Annotated in this window: 18 protein-coding genes and 2 pseudogenes; 8 read left to right on the top strand and 12 right to left on the bottom strand. The window is 37.3% G+C overall.

Annotated elements, in window-relative coordinates; all coding sequences use genetic code 11:
- Window positions 1-68: 68 nt before the first annotated feature.
- From carB to AAHI02_RS00500, 4 genes are all read right to left on the bottom strand, one after another.
- Window positions 69-3,248 (bottom strand): carbamoyl-phosphate synthase large subunit, encoded by a 3,180-nt coding sequence (gene carB, locus AAHI02_RS00515; protein WP_346984936.1) that lies wholly within the window; start codon window positions 3,246-3,248, stop codon window positions 69-71.
- A gap of 179 nt (window positions 3,249-3,427) precedes the next feature.
- Entirely contained in the window at window positions 3,428-3,874 is a 447-nt protein-coding gene (gene tnpA / locus AAHI02_RS00510) for an IS200/IS605 family transposase (RefSeq protein WP_346984935.1), read from the bottom strand.
- 67 nt (window positions 3,875-3,941) lie between these two features.
- Window positions 3,942-5,018, bottom strand: coding sequence for a carbamoyl phosphate synthase small subunit (locus AAHI02_RS00505; RefSeq protein ID WP_346984934.1), 1,077 nt, complete (start codon window positions 5,016-5,018; stop codon window positions 3,942-3,944).
- A 135-nt stretch (window positions 5,019-5,153) separates the two neighbouring features.
- Complete coding sequence (locus tag AAHI02_RS00500; RefSeq protein ID WP_346984933.1) at window positions 5,154-6,044, bottom strand: aspartate carbamoyltransferase catalytic subunit; 891 nt, start codon at window positions 6,042-6,044, stop codon at window positions 5,154-5,156.
- A 239-nt stretch (window positions 6,045-6,283) separates the two neighbouring features.
- Here AAHI02_RS00500 and AAHI02_RS00495 point away from each other — a divergent pair, with 239 nt between their 5' ends.
- Window positions 6,284-6,745 (top strand): Lrp/AsnC family transcriptional regulator, encoded by a 462-nt coding sequence (locus AAHI02_RS00495; RefSeq protein ID WP_042721718.1) that lies wholly within the window; start codon window positions 6,284-6,286, stop codon window positions 6,743-6,745.
- A 147-nt stretch (window positions 6,746-6,892) separates the two neighbouring features.
- On the opposite strand, the gene argH is transcribed toward AAHI02_RS00495, so the two are convergent.
- The 8 genes and pseudogenes from argH to AAHI02_RS00455 form a co-directional block, all read right to left on the bottom strand.
- Window positions 6,893-8,197, bottom strand: a complete 1,305-nt coding sequence (gene argH, locus AAHI02_RS00490) for an argininosuccinate lyase (RefSeq protein WP_346984932.1) — start codon at window positions 8,195-8,197, stop codon at window positions 6,893-6,895.
- A 228-nt stretch (window positions 8,198-8,425) separates the two neighbouring features.
- Entirely contained in the window at window positions 8,426-9,508 is a 1,083-nt protein-coding gene (locus AAHI02_RS00485; RefSeq protein WP_346984931.1) for a M20 family metallo-hydrolase, read from the bottom strand.
- The gene (argB, locus tag AAHI02_RS00480) at window positions 9,483-10,277 is read right to left on the bottom strand and encodes an acetylglutamate kinase (protein ID WP_346984930.1); all 795 of its coding nucleotides are present in this window, start codon (window positions 10,275-10,277) and stop codon (window positions 9,483-9,485) included. The genes AAHI02_RS00485 and argB overlap by 26 nt, the downstream gene beginning before the upstream one ends.
- A 33-nt stretch (window positions 10,278-10,310) precedes the next feature.
- The gene (locus AAHI02_RS00475) at window positions 10,311-11,285 is read right to left on the bottom strand and encodes an N-acetylornithine carbamoyltransferase (protein WP_346984929.1); all 975 of its coding nucleotides are present in this window, start codon (window positions 11,283-11,285) and stop codon (window positions 10,311-10,313) included.
- A gap of 231 nt (window positions 11,286-11,516) precedes the next feature.
- A pseudogene (locus tag AAHI02_RS00470) lies at window positions 11,517-12,657 on the bottom strand (aspartate aminotransferase family protein).
- A 257-nt stretch (window positions 12,658-12,914) separates the two neighbouring features.
- On the bottom strand, window positions 12,915-13,868 hold the full coding sequence (gene argC / locus AAHI02_RS00465) for an N-acetyl-gamma-glutamyl-phosphate reductase (RefSeq protein ID WP_346986650.1): 954 nt from the start codon (window positions 13,866-13,868) through the stop codon (window positions 12,915-12,917).
- Between the two features lie 139 nt (window positions 13,869-14,007).
- Window positions 14,008-15,201: an argininosuccinate synthase domain-containing protein gene (locus tag AAHI02_RS00460; RefSeq protein ID WP_346984928.1), complete on the bottom strand. Its 1,194-nt coding sequence runs from the start codon at window positions 15,199-15,201 to the stop codon at window positions 14,008-14,010.
- Window positions 15,173-15,770 (bottom strand): annotated as a pseudogene (locus tag AAHI02_RS00455) (GNAT family N-acetyltransferase). Before AAHI02_RS00455 ends, AAHI02_RS00460 begins: the two are co-directional and overlap by 29 nt.
- Before the next feature lie 160 nt (window positions 15,771-15,930).
- Here AAHI02_RS00455 and AAHI02_RS00450 point away from each other — a divergent pair.
- The 7 genes from AAHI02_RS00450 (at window position 15,931) to AAHI02_RS00420 (ending at window position 22,433) form a co-directional block, all read left to right on the top strand.
- Entirely contained in the window at window positions 15,931-16,347 is a 417-nt protein-coding gene (locus AAHI02_RS00450; protein WP_346984927.1) for a hypothetical protein, read from the top strand.
- Between the two features lie 246 nt (window positions 16,348-16,593).
- Window positions 16,594-17,412 (top strand): hypothetical protein, encoded by an 819-nt coding sequence (locus tag AAHI02_RS00445; RefSeq protein WP_346984926.1) that lies wholly within the window; start codon window positions 16,594-16,596, stop codon window positions 17,410-17,412.
- Window positions 17,348-17,974 carry a hypothetical protein gene (locus AAHI02_RS00440; RefSeq protein ID WP_346984925.1) on the top strand — a complete coding sequence of 209 codons (627 nt, stop codon included), beginning with the start codon at window positions 17,348-17,350 and terminating at the stop codon, window positions 17,972-17,974. The genes AAHI02_RS00445 and AAHI02_RS00440 overlap by 65 nt, the downstream gene beginning before the upstream one ends.
- Before the next feature lie 45 nt (window positions 17,975-18,019).
- Window positions 18,020-19,600 carry an MFS transporter gene (locus AAHI02_RS00435; RefSeq protein ID WP_346984924.1) on the top strand — a complete coding sequence of 527 codons (1,581 nt, stop codon included), beginning with the start codon at window positions 18,020-18,022 and terminating at the stop codon, window positions 19,598-19,600.
- A gap of 43 nt (window positions 19,601-19,643) precedes the next feature.
- Window positions 19,644-19,871: a DUF6814 family protein gene (locus tag AAHI02_RS00430; RefSeq protein WP_346984923.1), complete on the top strand. Its 228-nt coding sequence runs from the start codon at window positions 19,644-19,646 to the stop codon at window positions 19,869-19,871.
- Between the two features lie 77 nt (window positions 19,872-19,948).
- The gene (locus AAHI02_RS00425; protein WP_042721707.1) at window positions 19,949-20,140 is read left to right on the top strand and encodes a hypothetical protein; all 192 of its coding nucleotides are present in this window, start codon (window positions 19,949-19,951) and stop codon (window positions 20,138-20,140) included.
- On the top strand, window positions 20,133-22,433 hold the full coding sequence (locus AAHI02_RS00420; RefSeq protein WP_346984922.1) for a histidine kinase dimerization/phospho-acceptor domain-containing protein: 2,301 nt from the start codon (window positions 20,133-20,135) through the stop codon (window positions 22,431-22,433). Before AAHI02_RS00425 ends, AAHI02_RS00420 begins: the two co-directional genes overlap by 8 nt.
- Window positions 22,434-22,447 lie beyond the last annotated feature (14 nt).

Below are 22,447 nucleotides of genomic sequence, written 5' to 3'. Positions count from 1 at the left end.
AACATCTTTGCATACAAAAAAGCCTCGCAAGACAACTTGCGAGGCTTTAAATATTTAATTCTAAAGATTTACATTGTTTCCATTTTAAATGTCATGCTTTCGATGACTTTCAGGATAGCTTCTACCGTATCCATAGAAGTTAAGCAGGGAACACCGTTTTCCACACTCATTCTTCTGATCTGGAATCCGTCTCTTTCAGAACGTTTTCCTTTCGTCATGGTGTTTACAACGTACTGAACTTTTCCTTTTTGAATCAGGTCGATTAAGTTTACACTTTCCTCCCCGATTTTATACCCGATTTTGCACGGAATTCCTTTTTCTTCAAAGAATTTAGCGGTTCCCTCCGTAGCCCAAATCCTGAATCCTACTTCATGGAATCTCGCTGCCAGATCAGCCGCTTCCTGCTTGTGCTTATCGGCCACTGTAAACAAAATTGAGCCATGCATCGGAACTTTTCTTCCTGCTGCCACCAATCCTTTGTATAATGCTTTTTCAAGTGTTGTATCTTTACCCATAACCTCTCCTGTAGACTTCATTTCAGGGCCTAAAGAGATATCAACCTTCGTTAATTTAGAGAAAGAAAACACAGGAACTTTTACAAAAACACCTTCTTTATTGGGAACCAAACCGCTTTCGTAGCCCAAATCTTTCAGTTTCTGACCTAAAATAGCTTTTGTTGCTAAATTTGCCATCGGAACGCCTGTAATTTTAGACAAGAAAGGAACAGTTCTGGACGATCGCGGATTTACCTCGATTACATACACATTTCCTTCAAAAAGAACGTACTGGATATTCATTAATCCTACAACATTCAATCCTTTTGCCAGCCTTTTGGTATAATCTACCAGCGTATCAATTTCGCTTTGTGAAACATTCTGAGGAGGATACACCGCGATAGAGTCTCCGGAGTGAACTCCCGCTCTTTCGATGTGCTCCATAATTCCCGGAATAACTACTGTTTCACCATCGCAAATTGCATCTACCTCAACTTCTTTTCCAACCATATATTTGTCGACCAAGACCGGATGTTCCGGACTTGCCTCTACCGCAAATTCCATATAATGAGCCAGTTCAGATTCAGCATAAACAATTTCCATCGCTCTTCCTCCCAAAACGTAACTCGGACGAACCAATACCGGATACCCGATTTCGTTAGCAATTTTGATTGCTTCCTCTTTTGAAGTAGATGTTTTTCCTAAAGGCTGCGGAATCTGCATTTCCTGAAGGGCTTTCTCAAACTTATCCCTGTTTTCGGCTCTGTCTAAGTCTTCAAGCGTTGTTCCTAAGATCTGAACGCCGTGTGAAGCCAATTTATCTGCAAGGTTAATGGCCGTTTGTCCTCCGAACTGCACCACTACTCCTTTTGGTTTTTCAAGCTCGATGATATTCATTACATCTTCTTCCGTTAAAGGCTCGAAGTACAATTTATCTGAAATGGAGAAGTCTGTAGAAACCGTTTCAGGATTATTATTGATGATGATCGCTTCGTATCCCATTTCTTTGATTGCCCAAACCGAGTGAACAGTTGCATAATCAAACTCAACACCCTGTCCGATTCTGATTGGTCCTGAACCTAACACGATGATTTTTTCTTTATCTGAAGCTACAGATTCGTTTTCTTCTTCGTAAGTTCCGTAGAAATATGGAGTTTCAGATTCAAATTCAGCGGCGCAGGTATCTACCATTTTGTATACCGGCATTATTCCGTTTTCTTTTCTGAAATTAAAGATTTCACGTTCTGTTACATCCCAAAGAACTGCAATATTTACATCAGCAAACCCTAACTTTTTAGCTTCTAATAAAATTTCTTTATTGAATTTATTTTCAGCAATCGTCTTTTCGAAATCAATGAGTTTTTTGATTTTCCAGATAAAGAATTTATCAATTTTACTCCATTCTACGATCTGTTCCCAGTCATAGCCTTTTCTCAAAGCATCACCGATGATGAACAATCTTTCATCGTCACAAACTCTGATTCTTCTTTCGATTTCTTCTGCCGTTAAAGCTGCAGCCTGTTTCGTTTTTAAACCGATATGTCTGATTCCGGTCTCCAAAGAGCGGATGGCTTTCTGTAGAGATTCCTCGAAATTTCTTCCGATAGCCATTACTTCACCCGTTGCTTTCATTTGAGTCGACAATCTTCTGTCAGCCGTTTCAAATTTATCAAACGGGAATCTTGGGAATTTAGTTACTACATAATCCAAAGCCGGTTCAAAGCAAGCGTATGTTTTTCCTGTAACCGGATTCATAATTTCATCTAAAGTCAATCCAACAGCTATTTTTGCAGCAATTTTAGCAATCGGATACCCTGTTGCTTTTGATGCTAAAGCCGATGAACGGGAAACTCTAGGGTTTACCTCAATGATATAATATTCGAATGAATGCGGGTCTAATGCCAACTGTACATTACATCCACCCTCGATTCCCAACGCTCTGATGATTTTTAACGAAGCATTTCTCAAAAGCTGATATTCTCTGTCTGAAAGCGTTTGAGAAGGTGCCACCACAATTGAGTCTCCTGTGTGAACCCCTACCGGATCTATATTTTCCATGTTACAAACCACAATGGCATTGTCGTTTGCATCACGCATTACTTCATATTCAATTTCTTTGAAACCGGCGATTGATTTTTCGATCAAACACTGAGTTACAGGACTGTGTTTCAATCCTAATTCAGCAATTTCTTTCAATTCAACTTCGTTGGAAGCGATACCGCCTCCTGTTCCACCCATGGTGAAAGCAGGACGAACAATCACTGGATATCCGATATTATCAGCAAAATTTAATGCTCCTTCAACCGTGTTCACGATATCAGATTCAGGAACAGGTTCGTTCAGTTCTCTCATCAACTCACGGAACAAATCTCTGTCTTCCGCTCTGTTGATCGCTGAAAGCTTCGTTCCCAACACTTCTACTTTACATTCTTCAAGAATTCCTGATTTTTCCAATTCTACTGCCATATTCAGTCCGGTTTGTCCACCAAGAGTTGGTAAAAGCGCATCCGGACGCTCTTTTCTGATGATATGACTTACAAACTGAAGTGAAATCGGCTCGATGTAAACTTTATCTGCGATTTCCACATCCGTCATAATCGTTGCAGGATTTGAGTTGATCAAAATTACCTTGTAGCCTTCTTCCTTCAAAGACAGACAAGCCTGCGTTCCCGCATAATCAAATTCCGCCGCCTGACCAATGATGATAGGCCCTGAACCGATTACTAAAATTGTTTTTATGTCGTTTCTTTTCATTTTTTTCTTTTTTATTATACCACGGATTTTCATCCGTGGCTATTGTTGTTGAACCATTTCATGGTTCTTTTGTTTTTGGGTAGCCACGAAGTGGCTGAATCTTAATAGCCGTAGGTGAAACCTACGGATTGGGAATTTTAACCCCATTCGGACAACCCATGAAATGGGTTGAACATAATTTACCAAAGATATTTTTCATCAAATTCAATTCCATGAGATTTTAGCAAATTTTTATATTCATCCTCAAAAGATTCAGTTTTATGATGTTCCTTTTGATTTTTAATATAATTGACAATCATATCCTTTTCTCTTTCAGAATAAGTGAACGCTCCGTAACCACTTTGCCATTCTTCAAAATCAGGAAATAATCCGCATTGCTTCATCCACAAATTGCTTGAAACCTTTATATCTTTTACAAAACTGCTCAACGAAACCGACGGATGCAGATCTGTAAATAAATGAATATGATCCGGCATTCCATTAATCCTATAAAGTTTGCAATTCTTATTCTTTACAATTCCCCAAATGTATTTATATAATTCATCCTCATGCTCAATACTCAACACAGGTTTTCTGTGCTTCGTACTAAATACAATCTGATAATATATTTGGCGAAATGTTGACATTTTCTTTCTTATTTTTCCACGGATTACATCCATGGCTATTGTTGTTGAACCACTTCGTGGTTCGCTTTTATTTATTCTTAAAATCTTCCATTAACTGGATAAAATCATCAAATAAATAATTTGCATCTTCAGGGCCCGGGCTCGCTTCCGGGTGATACTGAACTGAGAAACAAGGATGAATTTTGTGTTTCAGACCTTCGTTTGTTCTGTCATTCAATGCGATGTGTGTTTCAATTAAATCTGTTCCTTTCAAACTTTCCTGATCCACTGCATAACCGTGGTTTTGAGAAGTGATCGCTACTTTGTTCTTTTCCAAATCTAATACCGGGTGGTTTCCTCCTCGGTGTCCAAATTTTAATTTGAACGTTTTTGCTCCACAAGCCAAACCGATTAACTGGTGTCCTAAGCAGATTCCGAAAATGGGAACTTTTCCTAAGATTCCGCGGATCATTTCAAGAGCCTGTTGGTTGTCTTCCGGATCCCCGGGACCGTTGGACAGCATTACTCCATCCGGATCCATCAATAAAATTTCTTCTACTGTCGTGTCGTGAGAAACAACCGTAATATCGCAGTTTCTTTGAGATAACTCTCTGATAATCCCTAATTTAGAACCAAAATCTACCAATACAACTTTCAAACCTCTGCCAGGATTTGCATACGCTGTTTTTGTGGAAACTGTTTCTACCTGATTGGTTGGGAAGGTTGTATCTTTTAATTCTGAAACAACTTCATTTTCATCAGCATCAATATTTACAATTTTTCCTTTCACAACTCCCTGATTACGTAGAATTCTTGTCAGTCTTCTCGTATCGATTCCTGAAATTCCTGAAAGGCTTTTCTTTTTAAATAATTCATCTAAAGTAATCTGAGTACGGAAATTGGATGGCAGATCACAAAGTTCTTTCACGATAAGACCTTTGATCGCCGGCTCAATACTCTCATAATCATCTCTATTAATCCCATAGTTTCCGATAAGCGGATAGGTCATACACACGATCTGACCGCAATAAGACGGGTCGGAAATCAGCTCCTGATACCCTGTCATTCCGGTGTTGAAAACCACTTCTCCTGCAGTTTCCAATTCTGCTCCGAAACCTTCTCCATGAAATACTTCACCGGACTCCAGTATTAACTTTTTCTTCATTTTAAACTTTTATCTTATTTCTATTTTATCTTTTCTTTAAACCACCCCGTCAAAAATTCTTTGAATTTTTGCCACCCCTCCAAAGGAGTGGAATTTACGCATACTACTTTTAACTTGATTCTTTTCTCTTGGTTCTTATTTAAAAGTATAGCCTTCTTTCTCCAAAGCTTCTTTTAAAATTGCCATTCTTGCAAAAACACCGTTCTGCATCTGTCTGAATATTCTTGATCGTTGGCATTCTACCAGGTCAGAATCAATTTCAACTCCTCTATTGATGGGCGCCGGATGCATGATAATGGCTTCTTTTTTCATCGTTTTCTCCCTTTCTTTTGTTAAACCATATTTCCTATGGTATTCGGAAGCGGAAAAACTCATTTTAGAGTCGTGTCTTTCGTGTTGAATTCTTAATAACATCAGAACATCAACCTCATGAATCATTTCATCAACACTTAAATACGTACCATTGATTAAGGCCCCTTCATCAAACCATTGTTCAGGTCCTGAGAAGTATACTTTTGCCCCTAATCTTCTCAACGCTTCTGCGCTGGAGTTGGCAACGCGGCTGTGTTTTACATCTCCCACGATCCCTACTTTCAACCCTTCAAACTTTCCGAATTCCTGATAAATTGTCATTAAGTCAAGCATGCATTGTGATGGATGGTTTCCCGTTCCGTCTCCGCCGTTAATAACAGGAATTTTAATATTTTTAAGGTCATCAAAATATCTGTCTTTCTTATCTCTGATTACAACCAGGTTTACGCCTAAGCTTTCAATGGTTTTTACCGTGTCATACAAGCTTTCTCCTTTATTTACGGAACTGTTGGATGCGTCAAAAGGTACTACCTGAAGTCCCAGTTTTCTTTCGGCGATATCGAAACTGGTTTTTGTTCTGGTGCTGTCTTCAAAGAAGAGATTTGAGCAAAAAACCTCGCCTTCAATTCTTACAGTTTTACCTTCTGCAAAAGCCAATGCTTCATGTACTATTCGGTTAATTCTCTCGGTGCTTAGTTCTGTAATCGTAAACATAATATTTTAAAATTTTTACAAAAAAAAAGCGAAGAAAATATCTTCGCTTAAAATAAATAAATATCGTAAAGGGCGTCTACGCCCGGTAATTCTAATGATATAAATACTGTGTTATTCATTAGGTGCAAAGATACAACAATTCTGCAAAATGACAAAACCAAAATTTGATTTAACTAAAAAATCTTATTCTTTCTTTATTTCATTTTTAAATATTATTTTTGTTCAAACTCAAGTTTGTTATGGATTTAAAAGATAAAATGATTCTCAGCATTATTCAGGAAGACTCTACGTATTCTGTAAAAGAAATTTCAGAAAAGATCGGTCTTACCTTTACTCCGACGTATGAGCGTATCAAACAATTGGAGAAACAGGGAATCATTGAAAAATATGTAGGTCTTCTAAACCGTGAAAAACTGGGTCTAAATATTGTTGTTTACTGCAATGTGAGACTGAAAGAACAATCCAAAAAAGTATTGGAGACTTTCGAGAAAAACATTATGCAGCATGATGAAGTTCAGGAAATCATCAGTCTTTCCGGCGAATACGATTATATGTTGAAAATCATTGCTAAAGACATTAATTCTTACAATGAATTCACTGTTAATGTGATTTCAAACATTCCTAATATTGGGCAATATCACAGTTCTATCGTGCTTCACGAGGTGAAGAAGTCTACAAAGTTTAAGATTGATCTGGATTAAAATTAAATTGAACCATTAAGGTTTTATTTAAGGAGTTAAGAATATTTAAGATTCGAAAGCGAATAATAAAACAGTAATTAAAAATCTATAGATTTTTCTCAATTAAGCTTAACTTCTTAATAGAAATCTTAATGGTTTAAAATAAAATCAACCCAATAATTTATTTTTCAATTTATTAAACTGATATTCTATTTTATCCAGACAAAGATTCCCGATACTTCCCTGATGCGTATGATTCAGGTTTTTAATTTCAAAATCAAACTCACCCTTTTCAATCTCCTGTCCTACCTTTATATAAGCATCTCGAAATGAGCTTCCGTTTTTCACTTCTTCATTGATTTTTTCTACGCTGAAAAGATATTGATATTTTTCATCCTCCAAAATTCCGTCTTTCACCTGAATGTTCGGTAAGGTATAATTTAAAATCTCCAGACATTCCTTTAATGAATCGATTGCCGGGAAAAGAATTTCCTTCGTTAATTGCATATCGCGGTGATATCCGGACGGAAGATTATTCGTCAACAAAATAAACTCATTCGGCAACGATTGAATTCTGTTGCAGCGCGCACGAACCAACTCGAAAATATCAGGATTTTTCTTGTGAGGCATGATGCTGCTTCCGGTTGTAAATTCTTTAGGAAAGCTGATAAAATCAAAATTCTGACTTAAATACAGACAAACATCGTACGAAAATTTACTTAAAGTTCCCGCCAAAGTCGCCATTGCCATCGACAGCATTTTCTCTGACTTCCCTCTTGTCATCTGAGCATACACTGAATTGTAATTCATCGATTGAAAGCCTAAATTATACGTCGTACTTTCACGGTCAATTGGGAATGATGAACCATAACCTGCCGCCGAACCCAGTGGATTTTTATTAATAATATTTTTAACCGAGAAAAGCATTTCCACATCATCCAACAACGCTTCTGCATACGCTCCAAACCACAATCCGAATGATGAAGGCATCGCAATCTGTAGATGAGTATATCCCGGAAGCAGAACATTTTTATGCTGTTCCGCTAGTTTGATTAATATCTGAAAGAATTCATCTGTCAACGATGTAATTTCACGGATTTCATCCAATAAATACAGTTTAATATCCAACAAAACCTGATCGTTTCTGGAACGCGCCGTATGGATTTTTTTTCCGGTATCTCCCAGTTTTTCAATTAAAACAGATTCTACCTGCGAATGAATATCTTCCGCATTTTTATCAATTTTAAAAGTTCCGTTTTCTATTTCTTCTAAAATCTCCGCTAAAACAGACAACATCTGTTTAGATTCTTCATTGGAAATAATTCCGACCTCTGCCAACATTTTACAGTGCGCCATTGAACCTTTGACATCGTATTTCGCCAAGCGTGCATCAAAGTCAAGATCTTTCCCGACTGTAAATTTGTTGACTAATATATTGGTGGCATTATCGTCTTTTTGCCATATTTTTTTCATAAAATTCTTTTTTTATTTTAAAATTTTCTTTTGCCCTGAAGCAAAAAGAAACAAAAGTTCAAGACTGGAAACTCCGGCTAAAAATTGAAATTGAATCCTAAAATCCCCAAAACTTGCGCAAATTCAAAACTTGTTCTTCGATTCAAAATTAGTGTCGCGCTTCAAACAGTGGGAATTTTTTAACGGATAAATTTAAATTTTCTTAATGCCTCCGTTTCCTAGGTCAATTTATAGGACCTTTTCAAGGATTTGGATATAAACATCAATTCCCTCTTCTATTTCCTTTATATATATGTATTCATCCGCGGTGTGGGAGCGTGTGCTGTTACCTGGACCAAGTTTTACCGATGTACAAGGAATAATCGCCTGATCGGATGAAGTTGGTGAGCCGTAAGTTGTCCTTCCGATTTCCAGACCTGCCTGTACAAACGGATGATCCATTTCAATTTTTGAAGAATTTAACCTGAAAGATCTTGCCGTCAAAGTTGATTTCATTTGCGATTGGATGATTTCAAATGCCTCTTTATTAGAATATTCATCCGTAACTCTTACATCTAAAGTAAAAGTGCACGATTCCGGGACAACATTATGCTGAACGCCTGCGTGAATTCCTGACAGTGTTACTTTAACCTCACCCAAATAATCCGAAACTTTTGGAAATTTAAAGCTTAAAATATGCTGTAAATCGTCCATACACTTCACAATCGAGTTATCTTCATTAGGATGAGCGGCGTGAGAAGGAGTGCCTTTCATTTCGCCGTCAATCACCAACAATCCTTTTTCTGCGATCGCCAGATTCATCTGCGTTGGTTCCCCCACAATAGCGAGTTCCACATTCGGAAGCTGTGGAAATAAAGCTTCAATCCCGTCAAAACCTGAAATTTCCTCCTCCGCTGTCAAAGCAATAACTAAATTATATTGCAAATCTTCTTTTTCATAAAAATATAAAAAAACCTGCGCCATCGAAACCAGAGAAGCACCTGCATCATTGCTTCCCAATCCGAATAATTTTCCGTCCTTTTCAATGGGTAAAAACGGATCTAAAGTGTAAGCTTTATTCGGTTTTACCGTGTCGTGATGCGTATTCAATAAAATCGATGGTTTGAAAACATCAAAATTTTTATTCACCGCCCAGATATTATTTTTAAAACGTTTTGTGGGAATCTGATGTTTTTTAAAAAAAGTTTCAATTTCTACAGACGTATTAAATTCATCTTTGCTGAATGACGGAATTTCAATCAGTTTCTTTAATAATTCAACTGCATTATTCAGTAATTCTTCTTTACTATAAACAGATTTCAGTTCCTTCATGATGGTTTTCGATATGTTTTTTTAGTTCGGATTCCTTAATTAAGAATACCTTATTGACTTTATTTTTCACTGCTCCAAGAGCATTTTCCAATTTTGGAAGAATTCCTTTGTGAAGTTTTCCTTCATCTTTTAAGGTTGAGAATTCGTCTTCAGAAATATTTTTAATCACAGATTCCGGATTATTTACATCTTCCAAAACGCCTTCTTTATCAAAGCAATACAACAATTCTACATCATATTTTACCGATAAAGCCTGTGCAATCACCGAAGCAATTGTGTCCGCATTCGTATTGAAAAGATGTCCTTTTTTATCATGAGTAATTGCCGAAAAGACCGGAACCAATTCCAGTTTAAGTAACTTAGAAATCAGTTTCCTATTCACGCTTTTTTCCGTAATATCTCCCACAAATCCGAAATCTATTTCTTCATCTTCTCGTTTTGTGGCTTTAATTAAATTGGCATCCGCTCCCGAAAAACCTATTGCTTTACATTTTTTCTGCTGAAGTTTTGCCACAATATTTTTGTTGATTCCTCCTGCATACACCATCGCCACAATATCCAAAGTATCTTTATCTGTGATTCTACGTCCATTGATCATCTTCTGTTCAATTCCTAATTTATCCGCTAAAGTTGTGGCTAGTTTTCCGCCGCCATGAACAAGAATTTTCCTTTCCTGAATTTCAGCAAACTGTTCCAGAAATTGCTCTAATAATTCCTCATCATCAATTAATGCCCCGCCAATTTTTATGACATATAATTTATTTTTCATTAAAAATTAAATGATTTAAAAATTCTGAACACATCATTTCTTATTCAATTCATCTAAAATTTTCGAGAAAACTGCCTGAGCAGAGAAAATCCGGTTTTTTGCCTGCTGATAAATGATCGAATTTTCACCGTCCATTACTTCATCACTCAATTCTACATTTCGACGAACCGGTAGACAGTGCATCACTTTTGCCTGATTGGTATTGGCTAATTTTTCGTTTGTTAACATCCAGTTTTCTTTTACTTCAGGCATCGCTGCATACTCATCAAAAGACGACCAGTTTTTAACATAAATAAAGTCTGCATCTTTCACAGCTTCATCCTGATTATGGATTACTTTTACGTCTTTCGTGAAGTTTTTATCTAAATCATATCCTTCCGGATTTGCGATGACAAAATCTACACCCATTTCCTGCATCCATTCTGCAAAAGAATTTCCCACCGCATGAGCAATTGGTTTGATGTGTGGCGCCCACGTTAGAACAACTTTCGGTTTACGGTTTACACTGAGCTTGTCGAAGTGCCAATTTTCTGTGATCGTGATGCAATCTGCCAGGCTTTGCAAAGGATGACGTGTCGCTGACTCCAACGAAATAACCGGCACTTTTGCATGTTGCTCAAACTGGCTTAAAATGCTTTCATTCACATCATCTTCCTTACTTTTCATTCCTGCAAAACAACGGACTGCAATGATATCACAATATTGGTTCAACACTTCAATCGCATCTTTGATGTGCTCAACCGTATCGCCATTCATTACGGCGCCATCAGCAAATTCCAAGTTCCATGCTTCCTGTGCGGCATTTAAGGTTAAAACATTTAAACCTAAATTTTGCGCTGCAATCTGGCTGCTTAAGCGCGTTCTCAAACTTGAATTTAAAAATACAAGTCCTATGGTTTTCCCTTTTCCCTTCCCGGTTTCCGAAAGAGGATTTTCTTTAATTTGTAATGCTTTTTTTATAATTTCCTGTAAGTCTTCAACATCACTTACAGAGGTGAATTTTTTCATTTTGATTTTTGATTTTAAAGATTTTTTATCTTACATATTTATGGTGAGTTTTTAACGCTATAGGTCGCGAAGTTTTTTTAATTAAACTTGAAAATATTTTTGTTCGCAAGGGCGTTTTACTCAGCAATTGAACGGCTCGTTTGTCATTCTGAGGAAGGAAGAATCTATTTTTTATTGATTGGAGGTTATTCACTACCACTTCGTTCCCGTTCAGAATGACAAAACTCACAGTTAGATTTCCTCAAGAACTGCTTTCAAAGCATCGATGAATATATCGGTTTCTTCTTTTTTTAATGGTAAGCGCCGGAAGAATCCTCAACACCGCCTTATCATTGGAATTTCCTGTGAAAATATGATGATCGTACAGCAATCTGTTCCTGACTTCGGAGCAGTCTCTATCGAGTTCAATTCCAATCATCAGACCCTTTCTTCGGGTCGTTTTAATATGTGGAAAATCTTTAATTCCATTTTCAATATAAGCGCCCATTTCCTGAACATTTTCAATGAGATTTTCATCTTTCATTACATCTAATACAGCAATCGCAGCAACACAAGCCAAATGATTTCCTCCAAAAGTGGTTCCCAATAAACCATTGGTTGCCTGAAATTTAGGATGAATTAAAACGCCACCAATCGGGAAACCGTTGCCCATCCCTTTTGCCGTTGTGATAATATCCGCTTCAATTCCAAATTCCTGATGAGCAAAGAAATATCCGCTTCTTCCGTATCCTGATTGTACTTCATCCAAAATCAAAACTGCGTTATATTTTTCACACAATTCTTTAATTTTATTTAAAAATTCAACCGTTGGAATCATAATTCCTCCAACTCCCTGAATTCCTTCAATAATTACCGATGAAATTTCGTTTCCTTGTTGGTCGAAAATTTCTTCCAGTTGTTCGATATTATTCCACTTAGACTTAATGAATCTTTCATCATAATTTACCGGAGCTACAATTTTCGGATTATCTGTCACCGAAACTGCCGCCGAAGTCCTTCCGTGAAATGAGCCTGAAAAATAAAGCACTTTACTTTTTCCGTTGTGAAAAGAAGCTAGTTTTAAAGAATTTTCGTTCGCTTCAGCTCCTGAATTACACAAGAATAAATTATAATCTTCTAAGCCTGAAAGTTTTCCTAATTTCTCAGCCAGTTCAGTCTGCAGTTGGTTCTGCACCGAGTTGGAATAGAAAGAAATTTTATCTAATTGGTTTTTTAATTGAGTTTTATAATGCGGATGATTGTGTCCGATAGAAATCACCGCGTGACCTCCATAAAAATCAAGATATTTTTCTCCTTTATCGTCCCAGAGAAAAGATCCCTGAGCTTTTATCGGATTGATATTGAATAATGGATATACGTTGAATAAATTCATGTCTATTTATAAATGATAATTGATGTTTGATGAATGATTTCATCTTTTTTATATTTTTCCTTTGTTTTGAAATCGAAGATTCGACGTAGTCAAACAAAAGAAACAAAAATTGCCTCCATAAGGTCGGCGAATGTTATTTCAAGACTGGAAACTGCGGCTAAAATTTTAAATAATGTCCTAAAATTTCTAAACTCCGTTTCCTAAGTCAATTTTAAATTAAACTGTAAAATTCACAATTGACTTATTGACTATTGACATTAAAATGCAACAGGCTTCAAGTTCAGTCCTGAATTTTCTTCCCAGCCCATCGCAATATTCATATTTTGAACCGCCTGTCCGGAAGCTCCTTTCAACAAATTGTCAATCGCTGAGTGAATAACTGCAGTATTCCCACTTTTTTCAATATGAATCACACAGCGATTCGTGTTGACAACCTGCTTTAGATCAATTGCTTTTTCGCTTACCTTTACAAAAGGTTCATCAGCATAAAAATCCCTAAACAATTGATATATTTTTGAAAGTTCTACATCTGTTTTCAACGTAGAACTCGTAAAAATTCCTCTCGCAAAATCTCCTCTCCACGGAACAAAATTCAAACTGATTTCATTGGTATTAAAAGAAACTAACTGCTGTAAAATCTCGTCAACATGCTGATGGGTCAAAGTTTTATACGCCGAAATATTATCATTCCTCCAGGTAAAATGCGTTGTCGCCTGCAAAGACTGCCCAGCACCTGTTGATCCCGTAATTCCAGTCGTGTACACCTCATTCAGCAAACCCCTTTGAGCCAATGGAAGCAAAGCCAGCTGAATTGCCGTCGCAAAGCATCCCGGATTTGCAATACTTTTTGCGTCTGAAAGTTGTTTTTTGTTGATTTCAGGCAAACCATAGATAAAATTTCTGTTTCCAAAATTTCCGTCCAAACGGAAATCATTTCCTAAATCGATTACCAACGTTGAATCTTTTACAGGATTTTGAGCCAACCAATTCTGACTTTCTTTGTGAGGAAGGCATAAAAATAAAATATCTACTTCTTCAGGCTTATCCGTTAAAATCATTTCACAAACTGTCGCTAAATCCGGGTACAAATCTGAAATTTTTGTCCCTGAATTTGAACGACTATATAAAAAACTCACAGACACTTTAGGATGAAAAGCCAGCAGGCGAACCAATTCGCTTCCCGTATAACCGTTGGCGCCAATGATTCCTATTTTTTTTTCATTTCATTATTTTTCACAGTTTCATCCATGAATATTACTATTGAACCCTATCGGGTTCTGATTTTTTGTTAATTTTATTTTCCATAGGCTTCACCTACGGCTATTAATATTGAACCCTTCGGGTTCACCATCATAATGCTGAATTAATCTGATGATATATATTTAAAGAATTGCTTACAATTTTCGTGTAGCCTTTCACGTCTTCTCCTGTCCACGCTCTATTTGCTTCACCGTAGCTTCCGAATTTATCGGACATTAGATCGTGTTCAGATTCAATTCCGTTTAATACAAACCGGTAAGGATGAAGGGTTACAAAAACTTTTCCGCTGACCGTTTTTTGAGAATCAATTAAGAAAGACTCAATATTTCTCATTACAGGATCCAAGAAAAGTGCTTCGTGAAGCCAGTTTCCGTACCAATCTGATAGTTGAGATTTCATCATCTGCTGGTATTTTGAAAGCGTATGTTTTTCCAGTAAATGATGCGCTTTGATGATCACAGACGCCGCAGCTGCCTCAAAACCGACTCTTCCTTTAATTCCCACAATTGTATCTCCAACGTGAATATCTCTACCAATTCCATAGGCCGAAGCCAACTTTTCAATTTTCTGAATTGCATATACTGAATGTTCAAAATTTTCTCCGTTCACAGATACAACTTCACCATTTTTAAACTCAATTTCCAATTCTGACGGATGGGTTTCTTTAATCTGAGAAGGAAAAGCTTCTTCAGGAAGATAATTTCTTGAAGTCAGCGTTTCTTTTCCGCCCACTGAAGTTCCCCAAAGTCCTTTATTGACAGAATATTGTGCTTTTTGAAATTCCATTTCATAACCATGACTTTTCAAAAACTCAATTTCTTCTTCACGGGACAAAGCCATATCACGAATCGGCGTAATGATCTCAACATTCGGACACATTACCTGAAAAATCAAGTCGAAACGAACCTGGTCATTTCCTGCTCCCGTACTTCCGTGAGCGATTGTGTCTGCTCCAACTTCAATCGCATATTTTGCAATTTCCTGCGCCTGAATGGTGCGTTCTGCACTTACAGACAGAGGATAAGTATTGTTTTTCAACACATTACCAAAGATCAAATATTTTACGCAAGAATTATAATAGTCTTCCTGAGCATCTACGCACCTGTATTTTTTAACCCCAAGATTCAGGGCTTTTTTCTCCAATTCTTTTTCGTCTTCTTTAGAAAAACCTCCGGTGTTTACAGTGACTGCATACACGTCATATCCCAGTATTTCGCTGAGATATTTGGCGCAGTACGAGGTATCAAGACCTCCGCTAAATGCTAAAACTACTTTCTTGCTCATTATTGTATTGATTTTCAGACTGAGATTTATCAGCGTTGTTTTTTATATTATCTGGAACGAAAAGCATCGCCGTGCAAAGACAGTTTTTTTCGTTCTTTTTTCATTAAAATATCATAATTCACACAACTTTTACAGCCGTTCCAGAATTCCTCATCCTGAGTGAGTTCAGAATAAATTACAGGCTTGTATCCTAAATCGCTGTTGATTTTCATAACCGCTAATCCTGTCGTCAATCCGAAAATTTTAGCATTCGGATACTTATTTCGTGATAAAGCGAAAACTTTATCCTTTATTAAGGTAGCTACTCCCAGGTGTCTGAAATCAGGAGAAACGATCAGTCCGGAATTGGCTACAAACTGACCGTGAGACCATGTTTCTATATAACAAAATCCCACCCATTTTCCTTTATCTGTAGCCACTACAGCGTTTCCTTCAGTAATTTTTTTACTGAGGTATTCTATGGAACGTTTTGCGATTCCCGTTCCTCTGCGCTGTGCAGAATCGTACATTTCCTGCTGTATTTCACTCACATACATCAAATGAATGGAGGAGGAAATTTCTATTTCCATTTATTTATCTAAAATTTTCCGCAAATTTAAAATATAATTTCTTTAATAAGCAAATAAAAAAGATTATTTTATTGATTTAATTTAATATTCAGGTAATTTTATCTTTATACTAAATTAATATTATGCTAAATTATTATATATTTGCTAAAAAGATATAGTTATGGAAAATAACTGTCCGAAATGCAACAACAACAAGGTTGTAAAAAGCGGAATTGTTAATGAAAAGCAACGCTTTTTATGCAAAGAATGCAACTATTATTTTACGGTAAAAAAATTAGGAAAACAGATCGATGATTATTATGTTACCAAAGCATTACAGCTGTATCTTGAAGGATTGAGTTTCCGTGAGATCGAAAGAATTATAGGTGTTTCTCATGTCACCATAAGTTCTTGGATTAAAAAATATAACATCACAAGACCTCCACATTCAGAATTTCATCCTGTCTACAAAATTCTGAAACAAAACGAGCTTACAGAATATATTTCTAAAGAAGAAAATCTTAAAAATTCAGGATTGATCATCACTCAGTTTGCTGATAAGTATATGTTGATTAAATGGGAGAGATTTAAGAAATAAGTTTTGGGAATTATGAGTTATTAATTATAAGTTTTGAGTTTTCTAATGTATAAATAAGACCAATAAATAATTATAAATCAAATAAATATCAAATTATTTTAAAAATTCAACCATTTCAAGAATTCATAATTCACAACTTAAAACTAATAACTATATATTTACCATTAATATATATTGAATTTTCGTAAATAAATTATTAATTACAATTTGGCATTCACAAAAAACAACGCCAAAAATTAATAATTTATGAAGAAAATACTTACTTGCATAGGATTAGCTTTAATGGGCGGTTCTTTATATGCACAAGGTTCTCCGGATTATGGCAACGGATTAAAAATTAACCTGAACCAACAGGGAGATAAATTCGTCCGCTTCATTTTGTGGGATCAGTTCTGGCTTAGAAATACACAGATGAATCCCGGAAGTATGGTAGGTGGAGAACCCACAGACAACTCCTGGAGCTTGGGAAACAGAAGATTACGTGCTTTAGCATATGCTCAGATTTCTAAAAGATATATGATTTTAGCTCATTTCGGAATCAATAATCAGACATTTATTAATGGAGGCGGCTCTGGAACTTCAGGAACAGGAGGTTACGGAAATGGTAAAAAGCCACAGATGTTTTTTCATGATGCCTGGAATGAATATGCCGTACTTTTACCCGGAGAAGCAGGAAAATTCAGTCTATCCTTAGGAGCAGGTTTACACTATTATATGGGTCTTTCGCGTATGACAATGGCTTCCACGCTGAATTTCCTTACGGTGGATTCTCCTATTTTTACGTGGCCGCTGATCGATAATTCAGACCAGTTCGCACGCCAGCTGGGTATGTTTGCCAAAGGAAAATACGGAAAACTGGAATACCGTTTCAGTTTAAACAAACCTTTCGCAACAGATCTTGTTCCTACAAATGTTACAGATGCGTCAAAAGCCGTAGCCGTTGACAACAATGGAAATCCGAGCTTTTCAAAAGCAGGCTATGTAGAATATCAGTTTCTGGATGAAGAATCCAATACACTGCCATTTAAAGTGGGATCTTATCTGGGGACCAAAAAAAGTATTTAATCTGGGTGCCGGTTTTTACCATCAGGCAGACGGAACCAGAACTTCAGTGAATTCAACTATTGAAAAGCATGATATTAGCCTTTGGGCGGTAGATGCATTTGCGGATATTCCTCTTGGAAATGCCAAAAATAAAATGGCTGTTTCTGCTTATGCCGGATATTATAACTACCAGTTCGGCCCGAATTACCTCAGAAATCTCGGCATTATGAATATTGCTGCTTCAGACCCCAATTTTGTTGGAAATAAAGCCATTGCAGGACCGGGAAACCTTCAACCGACTATCGGAACAGGAAATATTATCTATGCGCAGGCAGGATTGCTGCTACCAAGCCAAGCCGAGAAGCCGAAAATCAGGATTCAGCCTTTCGCAGCATTTACTCATAAAGATTTTGACGCCCTTAGCAAGCCTTCATCACAATTTGACTTCGGGGCCAACTGGTTTATCGACGGTCATCATGCGAAAATCACTACACAATATTCTACACGCCCTGTGTACACTAGCCCTACAGAAGATCCTACCTCCAAAGGTGAATTTATTGTTCAGTTTCAGATTTATCTTTAAACAATCAGGATAACAATTAATTATTAACAAACTAAATTAAACAATATGAGCGAAAAGCACTATGAAAGCTATGAGAATATGACGGAGAAACAGAAAAACCGCACCATCTGGAGCGTGATCACAGCCTCATCTCTCGGCACTCTTATCGAATGGTATGATTTCTACATTTTCGGAAGTCTTGCCGTTGTACTGGCTACAAAATTTTTCCCGGCAGATAATCCTACCGCTGCATTTTTGTCCACTCTTGCTACTTTTGCGGCAGGATTTGTGGTACGTCCGTTCGGAGCATTATTTTTTGGACGGCTGGGAGACCTTATCGGAAGAAAATATACTTTCCTTGTCACTCTTCTGATTATGGGATTTTCTACCTTCCTGATCGGATGTATTCCGAGCTATGAAACCATCGGATTTATGGCACCCGTTTTAGTTTTAATTTTAAGATTATTACAAGGGTTAGCACTGGGAGGCGAATATGGCGGTGCCGCTACCTATGTCGCAGAATATGCACAACCCAACAGAAGAGGATACTGGACGTCATGGATACAGACTACCGCAACAGCAGGACTTTTCATTTCTTTAATTGTAATTCTGGTAACCAAAACCTCACTTTCTGCGGAAGAATTTGATGGTTGGGGATGGAGAATCCCGTTCTGGATTTCCATTTTAATGGTTGGCGTTTCTTACATCATCAGAAAAAACATGAAAGAATCTCCACTCTTTGCAAAGGCTAAAAGCGAGGGAAAAACATCCAAAAATCCTTTAAAAGAAAGTTTCGGAAATAAATTCAATTTTAAATTTGTGCTTCTGGCTTTATTCGGAGCCGCTATGGGACAAGGGGTAATCTGGTACACAGGACAGTTTTATGCGATGAGCTTCCTGCAGAAAGTCATGAACGTAGAATCTGCACAGGTAGATTCTCTGATGGCTACCGCGCTGTTTTTAGGAACACCTTTCTTTGTATTTTTCGGGTGGCTTTCGGATAAGATCGGAAGAAAAGCCGTCATGATGACCGGAATGCTGGTCGCTATTTTGGCATACAGACCTATTTATGACTCCATGTTTAAAAGCGTAAATTTTGAAACCAAAACTGTAGCTGCTAACGGAATTACAGAAAAAAGAACCGTAAAAGTTCATGATAAAATCGCAACGGACAGCCTGATTACATTCCACAAAGAAACACTTTATACCGACGGTACTCTGGCGAAAAAAGACAGCATCGTACACTGGTCCGCAGCCGGCCCGGTAATGAAGGATGGAAAAGCGGAAGAACCTAAAGTAAGCCAATCTGTAAAACTGAATGATGACACCAAGTGGTATCTTGTGCTGATGGTCTTCATCCAGGTGATCTTTGTAACAATGGTATATGGACCAATTGCAGCATTCTTGGTAGAGATGTTCCCGGTAAGAATACGCTACACTTCGATGTCTCTGCCTTATCATATTGGAAACGGAGTATTCGGAGGATTGCTTCCAGCGGTAGCTACTTATCTTGTAACGACAGGAAAAGAAGCAGGACATGCAGCATGGTATCTGGAAGGACTCTGGTATCCGATCGGCGTGGCCACCGTCTGTCTGGTAATCGGGATATTCTATCTGAAAAGCAAGAACAATAATATTCACGAATAACAGTGGTTTCAATCAAATTTTTATTAATTTTAAATGTATTAAAATGAACGGACTCAAAAAAATATTAGGCCTTGTCTGGATCGCGGTTGCGCTGGTCGTAGGATATTTCGGAATTACAGTATTGGGAATTCCCAAAATCACTTCGGGAAAGCAGGAAGATCTTGTTTTCGGGATTATTATCCTGTTTGTTCTGATGCCTATTATCTCTGGCGGATTGGGAATTTTCGGATATTATTCCTTAACCGGCGAATATTCTGACGACAAAAACTAATGTAAACAATGAATGATAATTGGTAAACGATGCTAAACAGCATTAATTATCCAATTATCATTCATAAATTATCACCTATGAAAAAGAGACATGAACAAAAACTGATTTTGCTGAGCATCGGAATGATGGTTGCTTTCAGTATTCCTGTCTCTTTACTTTTTAACAGTGAGCAGGAAGTCTTGGGATATCCTATGCTTTTGGTATATCTCTTTGCCGTATGGATGATTTCCATCATCATTGCTTTGGTAATCGTAAAAAAATATGAGTAGTTTCGCACTGTTCTCTGTGGTTTTGCTCTATCTGGCACTTTTGTTCTTCGTTGCCTACATGGCAGAGAAGAAAAAGAGTAAGCTCTGGATCAACAATCCTTACATTTACGCACTTTCCCTCGCAGTGTACTGCACTGCGTGGACATATTATGGAAGCATCGGCGTTGCAGCCACCAGCGGGCTTAATTATCTTCCGATTTACATCGGACCTATCATCGTTATTCCTTCGTGGATTTACATCAATACCCGGATCGTAAGAATTTCAAGGATTAATAAGATCAGCAGCTTGGCCGATTTTATTTCACTCCGCTATGGAAACAGCAGAAGCCTGAGTGCCATCATTACGCTGGTTTGCCTTTTCGCGATCATTCCTTACATCGGGCTTCAGATTAAAGCTATTTCCGAAACCTTTCACCTCGTTACAGAAACCCCTGTTTCAAAAAATATCCTGACGGACAGCGCAACCTTTGTTGTGTTACTCATCGCTGTATTTTCTTCTTATTATGGGACGAGATATGTTGATGCTTCCGAAAAACGGTTGGGAATCATTTCAGCAATTGCCTTGGAAAGTTTTTTAAAACTGTTTTTCATTATTATCCTGGGGCTTTTCGTCATTTATTTTGTATTTGACGGATTTTCAGACATTTATCATAAAGCCAGCAAATTCAGTGATTTTAAAGCTAAAAATACTTTTAACGGAATTGAAGGAGCCCTCAACTGGATGGTACTTTGCATGATATCAGGAACTGCCATTTGCCTCCTACCGAGACAGTTTCACACGGCTATTATCGAAAACAGACAGGAAAAGCATATTAAAACAGCCATCTGGTTTTTTCCGTTGTATCTGTTGATTTTTACCCTGTTTATATTTCCGATTGCATGGGCCGGTAGGTTGATTTTCAATGGACAACAGGTAAATCCGGAATTTTATTCGATCCTGATTCCTCAACACTTTGACAATACAGTGATTATGGTGCTGGTTTTTCTGGGCGGATTAAGCTCCAGCATTTCCATGATTATTATTTCAGCGATTACTTTATCGATCATGCTTTCTAATAACATGATCATTCCGTATGGGTTGCTGGGAAAATTCAAAGCCGAAGATGAAACCCAAAATACACGAAATATTACCCGAATCAGGAAATTCAGCATTTTCGGACTCATCATTATGGCATTTGCCTTTTACAAATATTTTATCCTGAAAACTTCGCTGGATTCCGTTGGGCTGATTTCATTTGTGATTATTGCACAACTGGCTCCTGCCTATTTTGGAGCTATTTTTTGGAGAAGAGGAAGCTACAAAGGCGTTCTGGCAGGTTTAGTAGCAGGATTGGTGATTTGCTATTTCGGGCTGATTATTCCGCAATATTATTTTTCATACAATCAGGAATTTAAAGGAATTCTGAGAGAGATGTACGACGCTTTCAGTTTTTTCAACATTCCTTATCTCGGAAGGATTCCGCAGATCTTTTTCTGGTCGATGTTGGTAAACACAGGGCTTTTTGCAGGTATTTCGGTAAGCATGAAAGGAAATTACCGTGAAAGGAACTTTGCAGAATTGTACGTCGATATAGATAAGTATATTCAGAACCACGAAAATGCATTTATCTGGCGGGGAACGGCTTATGTTTCAGACATTAAAAATATTTTAGAGAGATTTTTAGGTAAAAAGAAAACTGAACAGGCACTGAGGATTTTCAATCTTAAATATAATATTGATTCAGAAACGGAAACGGCAGATTCAAGGTTTATTAAATTTTCTGAAAATCTTCTGGCAGGAAGGATCGGGACAGCATCTGCGAAAATTCTGATCGAAGGCGTCACCAAAGAAGACAAGATATCGCTTAAAGAAGTATTGAATATTCTTGAAGAATCTAAAGAAAATATTATTTTAAACAAAAAATTAACGGAACAATCCCAGGAATTAAAGAAACTTTCAGATGATTTGACGAATGCCAATCAAAGCCTGATCGTAAAAGACCGGCAGAAAGACGACTTCCTGGATTCTGTTGCCCACGAACTGCGGACACCGATTACCGCTATCCGCTCGGCCGGAGAAATTCTCGCTGATGACGATGATATCCCGCTGGAAATCAAAAAAGAATTTTTAAACAACATTATCACAGAATCCGACCGTTTGAGCGAGATCATTAATGATATTCTTTACCTCGATAAGCTGGAACATGGCGAAATAGCTCTCCACATTAAGGAAAATAACATTCTGGAAACGTATAAAAAAAGCGTTAAACCCGCTGCTACACCTAATTCAGCAGAAAAATATCCACATCAGTGAGGTCAATCTGTTAA

The sequence above is a fragment of the Chryseobacterium sp. POE27 genome (genome assembly GCF_039727685.1).
Classification (GTDB): Bacteria; Bacteroidota; Bacteroidia; order Flavobacteriales; family Weeksellaceae; genus Chryseobacterium.
The sequence above is the reverse complement of the archived record's forward strand: the minus strand, read 5'-3'. Positions and strand labels throughout refer to the sequence as shown.

Excerpts from the sequence above, each read along its gene's own strand:
- carB (WP_346984936.1), bottom strand. The coding sequence starts at position 3,248 with ATGAAAAGAAACGACATAAAAACAATTTTAGTAATCGGTTCAGGGCCT.
- tnpA (WP_346984935.1), bottom strand. The coding sequence starts at position 3,874 with ATGTCAACATTTCGCCAAATATATTATCAGATTGTATTTAGTACGAAG.
- AAHI02_RS00505 (WP_346984934.1), bottom strand. The coding sequence starts at position 5,018 with ATGAAGAAAAAGTTAATACTGGAGTCCGGTGAAGTATTTCATGGAGAA.
- AAHI02_RS00500 (WP_346984933.1), bottom strand. The coding sequence starts at position 6,044 with ATGTTTACGATTACAGAACTAAGCACCGAGAGAATTAACCGAATAGTA.
- AAHI02_RS00495 (WP_042721718.1), top strand. The coding sequence starts at position 6,284 with ATGGATTTAAAAGATAAAATGATTCTCAGCATTATTCAGGAAGACTCT.
- argH (WP_346984932.1), bottom strand. The coding sequence starts at position 8,197 with ATGAAAAAAATATGGCAAAAAGACGATAATGCCACCAATATATTAGTC.
- AAHI02_RS00485 (WP_346984931.1), bottom strand. The coding sequence starts at position 9,508 with ATGAAGGAACTGAAATCTGTTTATAGTAAAGAAGAATTACTGAATAAT.
- argB (WP_346984930.1), bottom strand. The coding sequence starts at position 10,277 with ATGAAAAATAAATTATATGTCATAAAAATTGGCGGGGCATTAATTGAT.
- AAHI02_RS00475 (WP_346984929.1), bottom strand. The coding sequence starts at position 11,285 with ATGAAAAAATTCACCTCTGTAAGTGATGTTGAAGACTTACAGGAAATT.
- AAHI02_RS00460 (WP_346984928.1), bottom strand. The coding sequence starts at position 15,201 with ATGAGCAAGAAAGTAGTTTTAGCATTTAGCGGAGGTCTTGATACCTCG.
- AAHI02_RS00450 (WP_346984927.1), top strand. The coding sequence starts at position 15,931 with ATGGAAAATAACTGTCCGAAATGCAACAACAACAAGGTTGTAAAAAGC.
- AAHI02_RS00445 (WP_346984926.1), top strand. The coding sequence starts at position 16,594 with ATGAAGAAAATACTTACTTGCATAGGATTAGCTTTAATGGGCGGTTCT.
- AAHI02_RS00440 (WP_346984925.1), top strand. The coding sequence starts at position 17,348 with ATGAAGAATCCAATACACTGCCATTTAAAGTGGGATCTTATCTGGGGA.
- AAHI02_RS00435 (WP_346984924.1), top strand. The coding sequence starts at position 18,020 with ATGAGCGAAAAGCACTATGAAAGCTATGAGAATATGACGGAGAAACAG.
- AAHI02_RS00430 (WP_346984923.1), top strand. The coding sequence starts at position 19,644 with ATGAACGGACTCAAAAAAATATTAGGCCTTGTCTGGATCGCGGTTGCG.
- AAHI02_RS00425 (WP_042721707.1), top strand. The coding sequence starts at position 19,949 with ATGAAAAAGAGACATGAACAAAAACTGATTTTGCTGAGCATCGGAATG.
- AAHI02_RS00420 (WP_346984922.1), top strand. The coding sequence starts at position 20,133 with ATGAGTAGTTTCGCACTGTTCTCTGTGGTTTTGCTCTATCTGGCACTT.